This is a genomic window from Azoarcus taiwanensis (assembly GCF_012910885.1).
Taxonomy (GTDB): Bacteria; Pseudomonadota; Gammaproteobacteria; order Burkholderiales; family Rhodocyclaceae; genus Azoarcus_F; species Azoarcus_F taiwanensis.
In genome coordinates this window covers 1-15,943 of record NZ_WTVM01000043.1, presented here as the reverse complement: position 1 = coordinate 15,943, position 15,943 = coordinate 1, and the positions used below count along the sequence as shown (strand labels likewise).

The following is a 15,943-nucleotide window of genomic DNA, read 5'->3' as shown; positions in this document are numbered from 1 at the left end:
GATGCGCTGGATTCTCTACCCCATCGTCGCGGTCATCGTCGCGGCGCTCGTCGCGCTGGCTTCGCTCGGCACGACAATCATTTTCGCCTGGCCAAAACTGCCTTCGCTTGAAGTCCTGACCGATTATCGTCCGCGAATTCCGCTGCGGGTCTACACCGCCGATGGCGAACTGCTGGGCGAATTCGGCGAAGAGCGCAGAGCGCTGGTGCGTGTTCGCGATGTTCCGCCACAACTCGTACATGCCATTCTCGCTGCCGAAGACGAACGCTTCTTCGAACACCCTGGCTTTGACCCGGTCGGCATCGTTCGCGCCGCCATCGCCAATTTCACTACACGGGACCGGGGCCAGGGCGCCTCGACGATCACGATGCAGGTCGCCCGCAATTTCTTCCTTTCGCGCGAGAAGACATACAACCGCAAGCTTTACGAGATCCTGCTCGCGATCAAAATCGAGCAAAATCTCACCAAGGACGAGATTCTCGAGGTCTACATCAACCAGATCTTCCTCGGGCATCGCGCCTACGGCTTTTCTGCTGCAGCAAGAACCTATTTCAGCAAGACGCTCGCGGAGCTGACCCTGGCCGAGACAGCAATGCTTGCCGGTCTGCCCAAGGCGCCATCAGCTTACAACCCCGTCAGCAACCTGCGGCGGGCTACCCTTCGTCAGCAGTACGTACTACGCAGAATGCTGGAGGCGGGCTTCATCGACAACACCGCCTTCGAAACCGCCCGCGCCGAGCCCATACGGCTCGCCTTCAATCGCAGCCCTTCCACGTCGGACACCGGCGGCGACTTCGTCGCCGAGATGGCCCGCCAGATCGCTCTGGCGCAGTTCGGCGAAGAGGCATACAGCCTGGGGCTGCGAGTCATCACGACGGTGACCCGCGATGAGCAGGCCCATGCCAAGGCTGCGGTGCGCAAGGGGGTCATGGAGTTCGACAAACGCCGTGGCTATCGTGGGCCCGAGGCCTTCGTCGAGATCGGCGGCGCCAACGAGGAGAAGCTGGTCGAGCTGCTCGGCAATTACCGGGACTTCGACGAGTATCGCGCGGCAGTCGTGCTCGAGACCTCCACGTCCAAGGTGAAGGCGTATCGCAACGGAGAAACCATCGACATCAGCGGCAACGGGCTCGCCTTCGCGGCACCGATGCTGGCCGAACGCGCACCGCAGACGCGCCGCATTCGCCCCGGCGCAATCATCCGGGTTGTCGAGAACGGCGACAAAGGCTGGGAAATCGTCCAGCTGCCCGAAGTCGAAGCCGCGCTCGTCGCGATCGACGCGAACACCGGTGCAGTGAGGGCTCTGGTCGGTGGCTTCGACTTCAATCGCAGTCACTTCAACAATGCAACCCAAGCCATTCGTCAACCTGGTTCGGCGTTCAAGCCATTCATCTACTCCGCGGCACTTGAACATCAGTACTCGCCGGCGAGCTACGTCGAGGATGAGCCTCTGTACTTCCCTGCTGGCGTGACAGGCAGCAAAGCGTGGGAACCGAAGAATTACGACAACAAGTACGACGGGCCAATGACTCTCCGGGAGGCCCTCGCGCGCTCGAAGAATCTGGTTTCGATCCGGATTCTGCAGGCGATTACCCCACAATACGCGCAGGACTATATCGCGCGTTTCGGTTTCCCGGCGTCGCGCCATCCGGCTTTTCTCACCATGGCGCTCGGCGCTGGTCAAGCCACCCCTTGGGAGCTGGCGAGTGGATACGCGGTATTTGCCAACGGCGGCTATCGCATCGAACCCTATATCGTTCAGGAAATACTCGACGCCAACGGGCGCACCATCGCCAAGGTCGACCCGCCGATCGCGGGCCGGAGCGCGCCCCGGGTGATCGATCCACGCAATGCCTGGCTAATGGATTCCATGCTTCAGGATGTGATTCGCAGCGGCACCGGTGGCCGCGCGAGATCGCTCGGTCGCAACGACATCGCGGGCAAGACCGGCACCACCAACGACTATGTCGACGCCTGGTTTGCCGGATACAACCCCGATGTGGTCGCTGTCAGCTGGGTCGGCTATCCCCAGCCGCGCAACCTCGGGCGCGGCGAAACCGGCGGACGGGCAGCGCTGCCCATCTGGATTGACTACATGAGTCATGCCCTGAAGGGTTTGCCAGAGAAAGCCCATCCGCGGCCGAGCGGCCTGCTTCCGATCCGGCACGAAGGGAGCGAACTGACCGACTGGTACTACCAGGAGCATCTGCCGCCCGAGCCGCCGCGGCGAGAGGAAGAACTGCCCAACATCCCGGAACTGCGCTTTTTCGTCACCGAGCAAACGCCCTGGCAACCCTCGCCACCGCCGATCCCCGCCGCGGGCCCGGCCACGCCCGCGCCGGTCGAGGAGCGCAGCCTGGCACCGCTTCAGCGCTGACCCGGCCGCAGCTTCCAATCACTCGGCTTGCAGTGTTACTGCCGCGCCGGCCTGCTCGCTGACGAGCCGGGAGAGAGTGGCGTACAGCTCGGCTCCATCCCGGCCGGCGATCCAGCCGCCCTCCTGGGGCCGGAAGTGAAAGCCGCCGGAACGCGCGGCGACCCAGATCTCGCGGGCCGCAGTGTGGCGATTGATGATGATCTTGCTGCCATCGTCGAACTCGATCTCGAGGATACCGCCCGGTTTGGATTCGATGTCGACGTCCGCTCCGCAATTTTCAATGGCTGCCTCGATTCGCATCAGCTCGGCGTCTGCCAGCGCGCTGAAGACCGATTCTTCCATCATCACTCCTTCTGTTAGCATTTGATCTTTTTCCATGGGCGAAACCATGCGCAACCTGCTTCTCGCTGGCGCCGTCTGCGCCAGCCTGCTGCTCACCGCCTGCGGTATCCGCGGACCGCTCTACCTGCCCGAAGTTCCGACGCCGGCATCCGCCAGTCTCTCCGATCATACCAAGTCGATCGCACAGCCTCCCCAATGAATCCTGATTTCCCGATGAGCACCCTGCGACGCGGAACCGATGGCCTGCAGGTGGAAAGTGTCAGTCTGCAGTCCATCGCCGCACGCTACGGTACGCCGACCTTCGTCTATTCTCTGGCCGCACTGCGCGAAGCATACGATGCCTACGCTCGCGCCCTCGCCGGCGTCAACGCGCGGGTACACTACGCAGTCAAGGCCAACTCCAACCTTGGCGTGCTGTCGGCTTTCGCCCGCATGGGTACCGGCTTCGATATCGTCTCCGGCGGCGAACTCGCGCGCGTCATCGCGGCAGGCGGCGACCCTTCCGCCGTGGTGTTCTCAGGCGTGGGCAAGAGCCGCGCCGAAATCCGCCAGGCGCTGGCGGCCGGCATCGAGTGCTTCAACATCGAATCCGCCTCCGAGCTCGACCGAATCGACCACATCGCCGGGGAAATGGACCTGCGGGCGCCGATCGCGTTTCGCGTCAATCCGGACGTCGACCCCAAGACCCACCCGTACATCTCCACGGGGCTGCGCAACAACAAGTTCGGCGTCGCATTCGACGAGGCTCTGCGACTCTATCGTCGGGCCGCAGGGATGCGGAATTTGCGCATCAGCGGCATCGCCTGCCACATCGGTTCGCAACTGCTCGACCCGGCACCGGCGCGGGAAGCAACCGAGAAGCTGCTCGGGCTGGTAGACGCGCTTGCCGCTGAAGGGATCGCGCTCGATCACATCGACCTGGGCGGTGGTCTCGGCATTCGCTACCGGGACGAAACCCCGCCCACGGTCACCGAGTATCTTTCGCCGATGCTCGGCCTGCTCGCCGGCCGCAAGGAACGAATCTGCCTGGAACCGGGGCGCTCGCTGGTGGGCAATGCCGGCTTGCTCCTGACCCGCATCGAATACCTGAAGCCCGGCGTCGAACGCAACTTCGCGGTGGTCGACGCGGCGATGAACGATCTTGCACGGCCCGCGCTTTACGACGCCTATCATGGCGTCGTCGAAGTGAATCCGCGTGGTGCAGGGGCCCGGCAATACGAAATCGTCGGCCCGATCTGCGAAAGCGGAGACTTCCTGGCACATGACCGCAGCCTGGACGTCGCCGAGGGCGACCTGCTGGCCTTCCTCTCGGCCGGCGCCTATGGCATGACGATGAGCTCCAACTACAATACCCGGACGCGCGCCGCCGAGATCATGGTCGATGGTGACAAGACATGGGTAGTGCGTGAGCGTGAGACGGTCGAATCCCTCTACGCACTCGAGACACCACTCCCGCACGGCTGATCGACACGGGGCGAAGCGAGTCATGCAGCCTGTCAAGATATTGCTGCTGGTCTTCCTGTTGCTACCGATGATGGCTTCGGGGCAGGACAGCAGGCTGCCCGCCTCGGTGGAACAAGCCCTGTCGCGCGCAGGCATCCCTGGCGACCACGTCTCGGTATGGGTGCAGCCGGTAGATGCCGAGCGCCCCTCGCTCGCCTACAACGCCGAACGTGCAATGAACCCGGCCTCGGTGATGAAGCTGGTCACCGCCTTCGTCGCGCTCGATGCGCTCGGGCCCTCCCATACCTGGACCACGCGGCTCTCAAGCACCGGGCAAATCGCCAATGGCACCCTGGCGGGTGACCTCCACATCATCGGCGGCGCCGATCCGGTACTCGGCTACGAACGCATGTGGCGCCTGCTTCGGCGCCTGCGCGAAACCGGTGTCGAGACCATAGCCGGCGACATCGTGCTCGACGGTAGCGCCCTGCGTCTGCCGGAGCACGATCCCTTCGCGTTCGACGGCCGCGGGCTACGACCCTACAACAGCGGCCCGTATGGCATGCTGCTGCATTTCAATACGCTGCAACTGCTCCTTACGCCGGGCACTCCCGGAACGCCAGTCGGTGTGGTGAACAGCCCGCCTATCCACGGTCTGAGCATAGAGAATCGCATCATCAGCCAGACGGGTGCGTGTGGTGTCTGGCATCGCAATCTGGATGCCCGCATTGAGACCAAGCCCGACGGTCCCCACCTGGTGCTGCTCGGCAGCCTGCCGTCGAGTTGCGGACAGCGCAATTGGGCGGCGTCGCCACTGGCGCCAGACCATTTCGCGGCTGCGGTGGTATCCGCACTGTGGTCCGAGGTCGGCGGACGCCTCCAGGGCCAGGTACGCAGCGGCATTGCCCCCGCCCAGGCAGACCTGATTCTGACCGACTCCTCGCCAGCGTTGGCCGAAGTCGTGCGGGAGATGAACAAATGGTCGAGCAACGTCATCGCTCGCCAACTGCTCGCCAGCATCGGTCGCCAGGAGCCCGGTGCGCTCGACATGGTCGCTGCCGGCGTACGGGTCGCGACACAAAGCCTGCAACTGGCCAGGGTGGACACCACCGGGCTGGTGATCGAGAACGGCGCGGGCCTGTCTCGAGTGGAGCGCATCCGTGCGGACAGCCTCGGGCAGATGCTCATCGCCGCGTGGCGACGCCCCTGGATGCCTGAGTACATCGCTGCCATGCCGATGGCGGGCATCGACGGCACTGCTCATCAGCGACTGCGCGGCAGCCCGGCGCGCGGCCAGGCGCACATCAAGACCGGCACCATCAACAACGTTCGCGCAATCGGCGGCTATGTGCTCGACCGCAACGGCCGCCGCCATGCAGTTGTGATGATGGTCAACGACTCGAAGGCGCACGACAGCCAGGCGGCGCAGGACGCGCTGCTGGAGTGGGTCTGGGAATCGCGCTGAGCGCGTGACGTTCGCCTGGTGCGTTTCGCCTTCGGCTCAACACACCCTATTGGATACATTGCATCAGCGCGATCAGCACATAGGGTGCGTTGAGCGCTGCGAAACGCACCGCATCATCACCTCTCGACCGGCATCGGCAAAGTGCGCCCATGCAGCAACACCCACCAGCCGCGCACGATGCGATAGATCACCCACACGCTGCTCGCCATCAGGATAATGACCCCGAAGATCGCGCCGAACACGGTGATCAGCAGCGCGATGGATACGACAACCCACAGCAACGCGAACCAGAAGGTACGGATCTGCCAGCGGAAGTGGCTTTCCAGCCAGGTCCCGCGCACCGCGTCACGCTTGACGTAGTTGATCACCACCGCGACGATCGACGGGATGCTCGCGAGGAAACTCAGCAGGAGCAACATCGACCCGGCCAGACCCGAAACCAGCGCAAACGCGTGCAATGCATAGACGACATGGGTGATCATCACCAAGGTGTGCATCGAATCCGGCCGGTCGTCACCCGGGCCTCGCACCGCGCTCATTGGACGTACCACGCGTTCATCCCTCACAGCCCGAGCGTCTCCCACATGTCGTTCACCTTGCGCTTGACCCCCTCGTCCATGACGATGGGCCGACCCCATTCGCGGTCTGTCTCGCCCTGCCATTTGTTGGTGGCGTCCAGCCCCATCTTGCTGCCCAGACCGGCGACCGGGCTGGCGAAGTCGAGATAGTCGATCGGGGTATTGTCCACCAGCACGGTGTCGCGGGTGGCGTCGATCCGGGTGGTCATCGCCCAGATCACTTCCTTCCAGTCGCGGATGTTTACGTCGTCGTCCACGACGATGATGAACTTCGTGTACATGAACTGGCGCAGAAAGCTCCAGATTCCGAACATCACCCGCTTGGCGTGCCCCGGGTACTGCTTGCGGATGCTGACCACCGCGAGCCGGTAGGAGCAGCCCTCCGGCGGCAGATAGAAGTCGACGATCTCGGAAAACTGCTTCTGCAGCAGCGGCACGAACACCTCGTTGAGCGCCACGCCCAGCATCGCCGGTTCGTCCGGCGGCTTGCCGGTGTAGGTCGAGTGGTAGATCGGGTCGCGACGCATGGTCATACGCTCGATGGTGAACACCGGGAAGTCCGACACCTCGTTGTAGTAACCGGTGTGATCACCGTAGGGCCCTTCCGGCGCCATGTCACCCGGATGGATTACGCCCTCGAACACAATCTCGCTCGAGGCCGGCACCTGCAGGTCGGAGCCGATGCACTTGACCAGCTCGGTCTTGGCCCCACGCAGCAGGCCAGCGAACTGGTACTCGGACAGGGAGTCCGGCACCGGCGTCACCGCGCCGAGAATCGTCGCCGGGTCGCAGCCCAGCACCACCGCTACCGGAAACGGCTCGCCCGGGTGGGCCAGCTGGTGCTCGCGAAAGTCGAGCGCGCCGCCGCGGTGCGCGAGCCAGCGCATGATCACCCGGTTGCGGCCAATGACCTGCTGGCGGTAGATGCCGAGGTTCTGCCGCTTCTTGCCCGGCCCGCGGGTGACTACCAGCCCCCAGGTGATCAATGGCGCCGCATCACCCGGCCAGCAGTGCTGGATCGGCAACTGCGCGAGATCGACCGCGTCGCCCTCAAGCACCTTTTCCTGGCACGGGGCCGAGCGCTGCAGTGCCGGCGCCATGTTCAGCACTTGCTTGAACACTGGCAGCTTGTCCCAGGCGTCCTTGAGCCCCTTGGGCGGCTCCGGCTCCTTGAGGAATGCCAGGAGCTTGCCGACCTCACGCAGCGGCGTCTGCCAGTCACGCTCCGGGCCGGGATCCTCACCCATGCCGAGCGCAACCCGTTCCGGCGTACCGAACAGGTTGGCCAGCACCGGTACCGATTGCGCCACACCACGGGTCACCGGTTTTTCGAAGAGTAGCGCCGGCCCGCCGGCGCGCAGCACCCGGTCGGCAATCTCGGTCATCTCCAGGTGGGTATCCACCGCCACCTTGATCCGTTTGAGCTCACCCCGCTGCTCCAACTGTGCGATGAAGTCCCGCAAATCCTTGTAGCGCATAACGTCCCGTCCTGGCTGCCGCCCGGTCAGCGGTAGCGGTTGATCTCATCCCGTGTCGTCTCGGCCGCCCTGCGTGCAGCCTCGGCGAAGTGCTCGTCGCTTCCCGCATACAGGATCGCGCGCGACGAGTTGATCATCAGCCCGGTGCCCGCCGCGCTGCGGCCTGCCCGGACGGTGGCGGCGACATCGCCGCCCTGGGCGCCTATTCCCGGCACCAGCAGCGGCATATCGCCGGTCAGTTCTCGCACCCGTCCGATCTCCGCGGGAAAGGTGGCGCCGACCACGAGGCCGACGTTGCCGCTGGCATTCCACTCTGTCGCCGCGAGACGTGCAACCCGCTCGAACAGGCGCTCGCCGCCACCGACATCGAGAAACTGCAGATCGCTGCCGCCCGGGTTGGAGGTGCGGCACAACACGATCACCCCTTTGTCAGGCCGACCGAGATAGGGTTCCAGGGAGTCACGCCCCATGAACGGATTGACCGTGATCGCATCGGCACCGAAGCGCTCGAAGGCTTCGACCGCGTATTGCTTGGCAGTGCTGCCGATGTCGCCCCGCTTGGCATCGAGGACTACCGGGGTGCCGGGGTGGCGCTCATGGATATGTGAGATCAGTGCCTCGAGCTGGTCCTCGGCACGATGCGCGGCAAAATAAGCGATTTGAGGCTTGAACGCGCAGACCAGGTCAGCGGTGGCGTCGACGATCTCGCGGCAGAACTCGAAGATCGCATCCGGTCGGCCAGCGAGATGCTTGGGGAAACGGGCCGGGTCGGGATCTAGTCCGACGCACAGCAGGGAATCTCGGTTTCGCCAGGCATCGGCGAGGGCAGTCATGAAGTGCATCTGGGCATCCTGGGCGGTTCGGTTGGGTCCGGGCCGAATGATAGCCTGCTCGCCGGTGTTTTGCCCCGCTCGGTTCAACCGCCGATCAAGCGAAGATAGGCCTCGCGCGTCTCCGGGGAGACCGCCGCGACAACCTGCTCGTGGGTCGTCTTGTGGCGGCCAATGAGGCGAGCCGACGCGACCGTCTTCGATTTGCAGAACCAGTGACAGGTGTGCTGCATCAGCAGCATCTCGGCCGACAGGACGTAGGCGCGCTGTTTGGGCGTACGCTCGTCAGCATTCTGGACCACGTTGGCAATGCCGCGGGCGTGGATCTCGAGCGCCTTGCGCAGATCGAACGTCACGCCCGGAAACAGGCGGCCGGCAAAGGGGATCGACCACGGTAGCCGACTGACGCGCAGGGCTTCCGGATCCAGCGCCCCGATTTCGGCCGCAAAACGGCTGAACTGACTGCTCAACGAAGCCTCGCTGGCCTGCATCAGTTCCAGGATCTGTTCGCGCCTTGCCTCGGAGTCCTCGCCGAGTGCCCGCATGTAGCCTTCGGTAAGCGTCTCCATCAATTTCTCGATGCGATAGCTCTGGAGATGACCGCCCAGCAGTGCGATGCGTTGCCGTTGTTCCCGGGAGGCGACCACGTAGGCGCCCAGGACAAGTCCGATGATGAGTATGTAGCTTTCCATTCAATCATTGTCCTTTGCTTCGGGGGGTGACAGCAACGCGCATATGTCGATACAGCATGGCGCGTCGAATGAGTAACGGTTCTGGCGAGTGAACGACGAAGAGGCCGAAACCGGCCCCTTCGTCGTTCACTGACTTGCCGGATCAACCGTCGATACCGAGAATCCGCATCGCACTGGCAAGCGTATCAACTGACTCCTGATGGCGGCCGGCATTGTGGAGCGCCTCGCCTTCGGCACGCAGCTTGCGCACCTCTTCCATCTGCTCGCTGGTCAGTGCTGGGTTCTCCGCGAGGGCGGCATCGATCTTGCGCATATCCGCAGGGCAGTGGAACGCAAACGCAGGCGCCGCAAGCATCAGCACAGCGACTCCAATCAACATCCTGACTTTCATCTTCTGTCTCCTCGGGGGCGCGAGCACATGCCCGCTTTCAGTCGACCCCCAAGAGCTACGCAGGTTTCACATCGGACGGCTGGCATGATCCCGATCCGGCATGCGTGGCGCTTCAAAGAAATGATCAGCCGCCGAACACCCTGTCGATCACGAGACCGGCGAAGATCGTCGCACCCAGCCAGTTGTTGTGTAGAAAAGCCTTGAAACAGCGTGGCCGGTCGCGGTCACGAATCAGCGTGTAGTGGTAGATCGCGATACCGCCCGCTGCCAGCAGGCCTGCGAAATAGAACAGACCCAGGCCGGCGAGGCTGCCAACCAATGCAAGCAGACCCAGTGTGATCGCATAGCACACCATGACCGCCAGCACATCGAAGCGTCCGAAGGTGATCGCCGCGCTCTTGATGCCGATCTTGAGATCATCGGGCCGGTCGACCATCGCGTATTCAGTATCGTAGGCGATGGCCCAGAACACGTTGGCGAGCAGCATCACCCAGGCGACCGCGGGCACACTTCCCTGCACCGCAGCGAATCCCATGGGAATCCCAAAGCCGAAGGCGATGCCGAGGTAGGCCTGCGGAATCGCCAGAAAGCGCTTTGTGAACGGGTAGCTCCCGGCGAGAAACAGCGCCGGCACGCTCAGCACCAATACCAGCTTGTTCAACGGCAGCACCAGCAACAACGCCAGCAGCGACAGGCCGGCCGCATAGACCAGCGCCTCGCCCGGTCTAATGGCCCCGGTGGCCAGCGGCCGATTGCGAGTACGTTCGACATGACCGTCAAAGTTGCGGTCGGCGTAGTCGTTGATCACGCAACCGGCAGAGCGCATCAGCACCGTACCAAGCACGAAGGCAAACAACACATAGGCCGGTGGCAGGCCGTCGGCCGCGATCCACAACGCCCATAAGGTGGGCCACATCAGCAGCAGAATGCCGATCGGGCGATCGAGTCTCGCGAGGCGGATGAAGTCCGGAATACGGGATGAAAAAGCAGCGGAGGTCATGATCTGGTATTACGTTTTACTGGCTCGGACAAGGCGAGCACTGCGGGCAGAAACACTTCGGTGACGAGCAGATCGCGCCCGCGCAGACGGAAAAGCGAACGCCTCGCCCAGAGTCGCGCCGGTCGCGCCAACGTCTTGGCATGGATCAGGGCCCGATGATAGCGCGCATCGCCCCGCTTGAGGGCCGCGGAAAACAGAGGCTGGCGACGAATGCGCGGATCGGCGAACAAGGCTGCCCCGAGCGGCCGGCTGCCGATACCACGGAAGACCCGCCAGACCAGACGCAGATCACGCTCGCTGACGACCGAGCGCGCATAGACCACCGGCTGGTCATCGGCATACAAGATCACCTCGCGCACACGCAGATATTCGCCAGTGCGCAAGCTGAAAAGCGCTCGTTCGTCGCTCATCGGCCGCGCACGGCGTTGCTCGAGCACCGCAACGTGAAAGCGTCCGCTGCGAGCGACGATTCGCGCGGTCAGCGATCGGGTATCGGTGAGCCAGGGACGCAGCCCGGGTGGTAGCGTCGGTGTCAGCGGGCGGGGCCGCCAGTGGAGAGGCATCGAATCGGCTGACTGGGTAGCTGTTGGCGGAGGCCGATCATCGTCAGCGCACACCTCGGTGTCAAGCCACCGCTTCTCCCGGACGACGGCCGCCGAACCACACTTTGACGTCCTCCATGAAGGCCAACAGGGCCGGAATGAAGAACAGCACCAATACCGCTGAAAAGCCGAGCCCAAAAGCGATCGATGCCGCCATCGGGATCAGGAACTGAGCCTGAAGCGACTTTTCGAAGAGCAGCGGCATAAGCCCCCCAATGGTGGTCAGTGAGGTCAACATCACCGCGCGGAGTCGGCCGCAGGCGGCACCGACCAGCGCCTCCTGCATGTCGGCGCCCTTCTTGCGCAACTCCTTGAAAAAACTCACCAGAATGATCGAATTGTTTACCACGATACCGGCGAGCGCGAACAAACCGAAGAGCGACAGCAGCGTCAGATTGATGCCCAGCACCCAGTGGCCGAAGATCGCCCCGGTCAGCCCCAGCGGAATGGCCGCCATCACCGCCAGTGGCCAACTCCACGATGCGAAGGACCACACCAGGACGAGATAGATCAGGCCAAGGCCGAGAAACAGGCCGGTGCGCATGTCGCCGAGGGTTTCACGCTGGTCCGCCGCCCGCCCCTGAAAGCTGTAATCGACGCCGTGGTGCTGGGCGAGTTCTGGCAGCACCTCGCGCAGGAGCTCAGCCTGAACCGCATTCGCATTCGTCTGCGACACATCGATCTCGCCCGAAACCTCGACCGCGAGTCTTCCATCCGCATGACGCAAGGCCTCGAAACCGCGACGCGACTCCCACGCAACCACGGTGCCGAGCGGCACGAAGCGGCCACCAGGCACTTCGACCACCATGCGTTCGAACACGTCGAGACGCTCGCGCTCGTCGCGCGGCAACATCACCCGCACCTCGAGTTCGTCGCGCCCGCTCTGCACCAGCTGTGCGAGCGCGCCATCGAAGGACGCGCGCAGCTGCCGCCCCAGGCTCTCAGTCGTCAGGCCTAGCGCCTCGCCGGCCGGCGTCAGGCGGTAGACGAGTTGCTCGCGGCCGAACGGCATGTCGTCCTCAGGCTCGGTCACCCCGGGGATGCTGGAGAAAGTCTCGGCCAGATCCAGCGCGGCCGCCTTGAGTGAGTCCGCGTCGCTGCCGGTCAGCCGCACCGTCAAATCCCGCCCCGGCGGCCCCGACTGACGCGCGGTAAAGGTCAGACTCTCCAGACCCGGCGCGTCGCCAGCCTTGGCTCGCCAGGTGGCGAGAAAGCGCTCGTTGCGCACCTCGCGCTCATCGGGCGGAACCAGCTCGACCATGATCGCCGCAAGCTGGTCGCCCCGCGCACCGCCTGTCACGCCGCTGCCGACGGCACCACCAAGCCTCGATACCGCGGTCTTGATCAGGCCACCCCCCAGTTCGGCCTCGGCCTCGAACAGCGCGGTCTCGAGCTGGCGCAAGTAGGCCTCGGTGGTTTCCAGCGGCGTACCGGCGACGAAGCCGGCGTTGGCAAACACCGTCTGCCCCTCCGGCGTCGGAAAGAAGACGAAGGTGATCCGCCCGCCGACCACCAGCCCGACCGCAAGAATCATGCACGCAAGGGTCAGCGCCATCGTGGTTCCCCGCCAGCGCAAGGCCAGCGTCACCAGAGGGCGGAAGTGATGTTCGCGAAAGTGGTTGAATCCTGCATCCAGCCGCTGGCGCAGTCGCGATGCCTTGCGCGCAGCCTCTCCGCTGAGCGCGCTGCGCAGATGCGCGGGCAGGATGAGGAAGCTCTCGATCAGCGCCGCCATGATCACCATGATCATGACGAAGGGGATGTCGAACAGGATGTTGCCGATGATGCCCCCGACCATCATCAGCGGCACGAAGGCAGCGACCGTAGTCAACGAGGCCGCGACCACAGGCCAGAACATGCGCCGTGCGCCGCCCAGTGCCGCCTGCTCCGGCCCTTCGCCCATCCGGCGGTGAGTGTCGGCATCTTCGCTGACGACGATGGCGTCATCGACGATGACACCGAGCGCCATGATCAGTGCGAACAGGCTCATCATGTTGATCGTGCCACCGAAGAACAGCATCAGCCCGAGCGTCGCCAGAAAGGCGGTGGGGATGCCGATCATCACCCAGAACGCGACCCGGGCCGGCAGAAAGACGTAAAGCACGAGCACCACCAGCAACAGGCCACCGACGCCGTTCTTGACCAGCAACTGAATGCGGTCACGAATCAGCTCCCACTGGGTATCGAACACCTCCAGCGTGATCGAAGGCGGCAGCGTTGCTGCGGTCTGTTCCAGCCAGGCATCGAGCACCCGCGCGGCACGTAGCGAATGTCCGGTCTCCGAGCGTTGCAGCTGCAATTCGACCACCGCATCGCCTGCCTCGAACAAGGCCAGGGAGCCCGGACGCGGCTCGCGGCTGATCGTCGCGATCTCGCCGAGTCGCACCAGCCCCCGCTCGTCCGCGACCACCGGCAGGGCTTCGAAGGCGAGCGCGTCGCGCCGCTGCTCCAGACCGCGTATGTCACGCGCACCGTCGCGTTCACCCGCGACTCCGGCCGGCACGTCACGGGCGAGGTTCGACACCCGTTCGGCGATCTCGACCAGCGAAAGGTCCAGGGTTTCGAGCGCCGCCGAGGGCACCTCGATGGCGATCCGCTCCTCGGGCAATCCGGTGATGTCGATGCGATCGATGCCGGCTGCGAGCAGCTCGCTTTCAAAACGACGGACCCAGGGCCGCAACTCCTCGACACTCGCGCCACGCACCAGCAGGCGCGCAATCGGCTCGTAGCGCGAGATGCGGCTGACCTGTGGCGTCTCGGCGTCACGAGGCAGGTTGCGGAACTCATCGACCCGTTGCCGCACCTGATCCAGTGCAAGCAACGCATCGGTGCGCTCGACGAGTTCGAGGGTGATGCTCGACACGCCCTGAGCAGAAGTCGACGTCATGCGCTTGAGACCGTCCACGGTCTTCAGCCGCTCTTCGAGCGGACTTGTGATCGCGGCCTCGACATCCTCGGCCGAGGCGCCGCTCCAAACCACTCTTACGCTGATGATATCCAGCGCGAAAGTCGGGAAGAACTGCACGTTCATCCGCGTCACACCGAGCACACCGACGACGAAGGCGAGCAGCATCAACACATTGGCCGCCACGCGATGGCGCAGCAGCAGCGGAATCAGGCCTTGTTTCATCTCACGGACGTCCCGCCCGCCACGATCTCGACGGCAAGCCCGTCGATCGCATTCGGCAGATGCGTGCTCATCACGCGATCACCGCTCGCCAGACCGGTCGCCTGCACGAGCATGCGCGGCACCCCTGCAACGCGATGCTCGCCGACACGCTCGACGATCAATGCACGCAGACGGTTCTCGTCATCGATGCGATAAATGCGATCACCGCCATGCAGGGCCGACATTGGCAACGAGAACACGTCCGTCACCGCGGGACGTTCGAAGATCGCATTGACGAACGCACCGACCGGCACTCCCTCTGCGCCGTCGAGTTGCAGCAGTACGTCGACCCCTCGGGCATCGGCCTCGCCACCGATGCGGACCAGACGCGCGGCCATACGTGACGCGCCGAACTCGACCTCGGCGGAGAGCACCTTGCCGGCATCCAGCGCCTGGGCGAGCTCGGCCGCGTAGATCGCGGGCAGTTTGGCCCGCAGGTAGAGCGCATCGGCGGCATGGAAGGACAACAAGGTCTGCCCGGCCTGCACCTGATCGCCCGCAGCGACCTCGACCCGGGCGATGCGTGCATCGTAGGGGGCGACCACTTCGGCGCGCTCCGCGTCGCGCTCGGCTTCAGCCAGGCGCGATTCCAGTTGCGCGAGACGCGCCGGCTGTTCTGCGATTGCCAGTTCGCGCTGGCTCACCGCGAGCCGCGCCCGGGCGACTTCCTCGCGAGCCTGGTCGGCTGCGGTTTCGGCACCCAGACGCGCTGTCGCCAGCGCGCCGAAACGCGCCAGCTTGGCCTCGGCCAGCGCGAGCAGCGCCCGCTCCTGCTCCAGCGCATTGCGGTCATGGCGCGCCCTGGCCTGCTCGCGCTCCACGTCCGCCCGCGCCTGGAAGAGACGCGGCTCAAAATCCCTGGGATCCATGCGGGCCAGCACCCGCCCCGCCTCGACTCGCTCACCATCGCGCACTGCGAGCTCGAGCACACGCCCGGATACCGGCGCCGCGGCACGAACCCGGTCCGGCGCTTCAGTGCGACCATATAGCGTCAGAACCGGACTCTGAGTGGCTGATTCGACGGTTTCAGCGGCAACCCGCCATACCCGTTCGCGCACCTCCACCTGCGGCGGAGGCGGCCGGCTGGACTTGAGCCACATGAAACCGCCAACGGCGACGGCGATGATGACGAGGGCCAGCAGACGGCGCATGGTTTCAATACCTATCCTGAGTCACACAGGGCACGACGCCCCAAGGTCTATTAGCAGTTGATGATAACCCGCTCGAGCCGCCGGGTTTGTACTGTACTGTATTGTGCTTCAGGCCCGCAGCAGCCCTTCTCGCCCGCCCAGCCATCGTGCCATCAGGCGCCCGGCACGCTCGGGCATCTCCGCGAGCAGCCGCTCAGCCAGGACACGGGCCGGTTCGATCAGTTCCGCATCACGCTCCAGATCGGCATAGCGCAACATCGGCACACCGCTCTGGCGTGCACCGACGAACTCGCCGGGTCCGCGGATGCGCAAGTCTTCACGCGCAATCACGAAGCCGTCGGTATGCTCGAAGATGACCTTGAGTCGCGCCCGTGCGGTGTCCGACAGGGGTTGCGAGTAAATCAGCACGCAAACCGACTCGGCAC

Annotated in this window: 14 protein-coding genes and 1 pseudogene; 4 read left to right on the top strand and 11 right to left on the bottom strand. The window is 64.5% G+C overall.

Features of this window, described 5'->3' with window-relative positions:
- The first annotated feature begins 1 nt into the window (after nt 1).
- The gene (locus tag GPA21_RS09040; protein WP_168987876.1) at nt 2-2,377 is read left to right on the top strand and encodes a penicillin-binding protein 1A; all 2,376 of its coding nucleotides are present in this window, start codon (nt 2-4) and stop codon (nt 2,375-2,377) included.
- Nucleotides 2,378-2,395: 18 nt separating this feature from the next.
- On the opposite strand, the gene cyaY is transcribed toward GPA21_RS09040, so the two are convergent.
- On the bottom strand, nt 2,396-2,719 hold the full coding sequence (gene cyaY / locus GPA21_RS09035) for an iron donor protein CyaY (RefSeq protein WP_168987887.1): 324 nt from the start codon (nt 2,717-2,719) through the stop codon (nt 2,396-2,398).
- Between the two features lie 46 nt (nt 2,720-2,765).
- On the opposite strand from cyaY, the gene lptM reads away from it, so the two are divergent.
- From lptM to dacB, 3 genes are read left to right on the top strand one after another with little or no spacing between them, the layout of a single operon-like run.
- Complete coding sequence (gene lptM / locus GPA21_RS09030) at nt 2,766-2,918, top strand: LPS translocon maturation chaperone LptM (protein WP_168987875.1); 153 nt, start codon at nt 2,766-2,768, stop codon at nt 2,916-2,918.
- A 14-nt stretch (nt 2,919-2,932) separates the two neighbouring features.
- Nucleotides 2,933-4,183, top strand: a complete 1,251-nt coding sequence (lysA, locus tag GPA21_RS09025; RefSeq protein WP_246261851.1) for a diaminopimelate decarboxylase — start codon at nt 2,933-2,935, stop codon at nt 4,181-4,183.
- A 22-nt stretch (nt 4,184-4,205) separates the two neighbouring features.
- Nucleotides 4,206-5,627, top strand: a complete 1,422-nt coding sequence (gene dacB / locus GPA21_RS09020) for a D-alanyl-D-alanine carboxypeptidase/D-alanyl-D-alanine endopeptidase (RefSeq protein WP_168987873.1) — start codon at nt 4,206-4,208, stop codon at nt 5,625-5,627.
- A gap of 116 nt (nt 5,628-5,743) precedes the next feature.
- On the opposite strand, the gene GPA21_RS09015 is transcribed toward dacB, so the two are convergent.
- From GPA21_RS09015 to GPA21_RS08970, 10 genes and pseudogenes are all read right to left on the bottom strand, one after another.
- On the bottom strand, nt 5,744-6,166 hold the full coding sequence (locus tag GPA21_RS09015) for a DUF4870 family protein (protein WP_168987872.1): 423 nt from the start codon (nt 6,164-6,166) through the stop codon (nt 5,744-5,746).
- Nucleotides 6,167-6,189: 23 nt separating this feature from the next.
- Complete coding sequence (ubiD, locus tag GPA21_RS09010; protein ID WP_168987871.1) at nt 6,190-7,683, bottom strand: 4-hydroxy-3-polyprenylbenzoate decarboxylase; 1,494 nt, start codon at nt 7,681-7,683, stop codon at nt 6,190-6,192.
- Between the two features lie 26 nt (nt 7,684-7,709).
- Nucleotides 7,710-8,525: an orotidine-5'-phosphate decarboxylase gene (gene pyrF / locus GPA21_RS09005; protein WP_168987870.1), complete on the bottom strand. Its 816-nt coding sequence runs from the start codon at nt 8,523-8,525 to the stop codon at nt 7,710-7,712.
- A gap of 74 nt (nt 8,526-8,599) precedes the next feature.
- Nucleotides 8,600-9,205 (bottom strand): hypothetical protein, encoded by a 606-nt coding sequence (locus tag GPA21_RS09000; RefSeq protein ID WP_168987869.1) that lies wholly within the window; start codon nt 9,203-9,205, stop codon nt 8,600-8,602.
- A 142-nt stretch (nt 9,206-9,347) separates the two neighbouring features.
- Entirely contained in the window at nt 9,348-9,596 is a 249-nt protein-coding gene (locus GPA21_RS08995; RefSeq protein ID WP_168987868.1) for a hypothetical protein, read from the bottom strand.
- Nucleotides 9,597-9,720: 124 nt separating this feature from the next.
- Nucleotides 9,721-10,596: a 4-hydroxybenzoate octaprenyltransferase gene (gene ubiA, locus GPA21_RS08990; RefSeq protein ID WP_168987867.1), complete on the bottom strand. Its 876-nt coding sequence runs from the start codon at nt 10,594-10,596 to the stop codon at nt 9,721-9,723.
- Nucleotides 10,593-11,159 (bottom strand): chorismate--pyruvate lyase family protein, encoded by a 567-nt coding sequence (locus GPA21_RS08985; RefSeq protein ID WP_168987866.1) that lies wholly within the window; start codon nt 11,157-11,159, stop codon nt 10,593-10,595. The genes ubiA and GPA21_RS08985 overlap by 4 nt, the downstream gene beginning before the upstream one ends.
- 61 nt (nt 11,160-11,220) lie before the next feature.
- Nucleotides 11,221-14,328, bottom strand: a complete 3,108-nt coding sequence (locus GPA21_RS08980) for an efflux RND transporter permease subunit (protein WP_168987865.1) — start codon at nt 14,326-14,328, stop codon at nt 11,221-11,223.
- A complete protein-coding gene (locus GPA21_RS08975) occupies nt 14,325-15,518 on the bottom strand; it encodes an efflux RND transporter periplasmic adaptor subunit (RefSeq protein WP_168987864.1) in 1,194 nt (397 codons plus the stop codon). The genes GPA21_RS08980 and GPA21_RS08975 overlap by 4 nt, the downstream gene beginning before the upstream one ends.
- Before the next feature lie 108 nt (nt 15,519-15,626).
- A pseudogene (locus tag GPA21_RS08970) lies at nt 15,627-15,943 on the bottom strand (ATP-dependent DNA helicase RecG); the annotation flags it as partial.

Bases quoted from the DNA above. Each gene is read 5' to 3' on its own strand.
- GPA21_RS09040 (WP_168987876.1), top strand. From the start codon at position 2: ATGCGCTGGATTCTCTACCCCATCGTCGCGGTCATCGTCGCGGCGCTC.
- cyaY (WP_168987887.1), bottom strand. From the start codon at position 2,719: ATGGAAGAATCGGTCTTCAGCGCGCTGGCAGACGCCGAGCTGATGCGA.
- lptM (WP_168987875.1), top strand. From the start codon at position 2,766: ATGCGCAACCTGCTTCTCGCTGGCGCCGTCTGCGCCAGCCTGCTGCTC.
- lysA (WP_246261851.1), top strand. From the start codon at position 2,933: ATGAGCACCCTGCGACGCGGAACCGATGGCCTGCAGGTGGAAAGTGTC.
- dacB (WP_168987873.1), top strand. From the start codon at position 4,206: ATGCAGCCTGTCAAGATATTGCTGCTGGTCTTCCTGTTGCTACCGATG.
- GPA21_RS09015 (WP_168987872.1), bottom strand. From the start codon at position 6,166: ATGAGCGCGGTGCGAGGCCCGGGTGACGACCGGCCGGATTCGATGCAC.
- ubiD (WP_168987871.1), bottom strand. From the start codon at position 7,683: ATGCGCTACAAGGATTTGCGGGACTTCATCGCACAGTTGGAGCAGCGG.
- pyrF (WP_168987870.1), bottom strand. From the start codon at position 8,525: ATGCACTTCATGACTGCCCTCGCCGATGCCTGGCGAAACCGAGATTCC.
- GPA21_RS09000 (WP_168987869.1), bottom strand. From the start codon at position 9,205: ATGGAAAGCTACATACTCATCATCGGACTTGTCCTGGGCGCCTACGTG.
- GPA21_RS08995 (WP_168987868.1), bottom strand. From the start codon at position 9,596: ATGAAAGTCAGGATGTTGATTGGAGTCGCTGTGCTGATGCTTGCGGCG.
- ubiA (WP_168987867.1), bottom strand. From the start codon at position 10,596: ATGACCTCCGCTGCTTTTTCATCCCGTATTCCGGACTTCATCCGCCTC.
- GPA21_RS08985 (WP_168987866.1), bottom strand. From the start codon at position 11,159: ATGCCTCTCCACTGGCGGCCCCGCCCGCTGACACCGACGCTACCACCC.
- GPA21_RS08980 (WP_168987865.1), bottom strand. From the start codon at position 14,328: ATGAAACAAGGCCTGATTCCGCTGCTGCTGCGCCATCGCGTGGCGGCC.
- GPA21_RS08975 (WP_168987864.1), bottom strand. From the start codon at position 15,518: ATGCGCCGTCTGCTGGCCCTCGTCATCATCGCCGTCGCCGTTGGCGGT.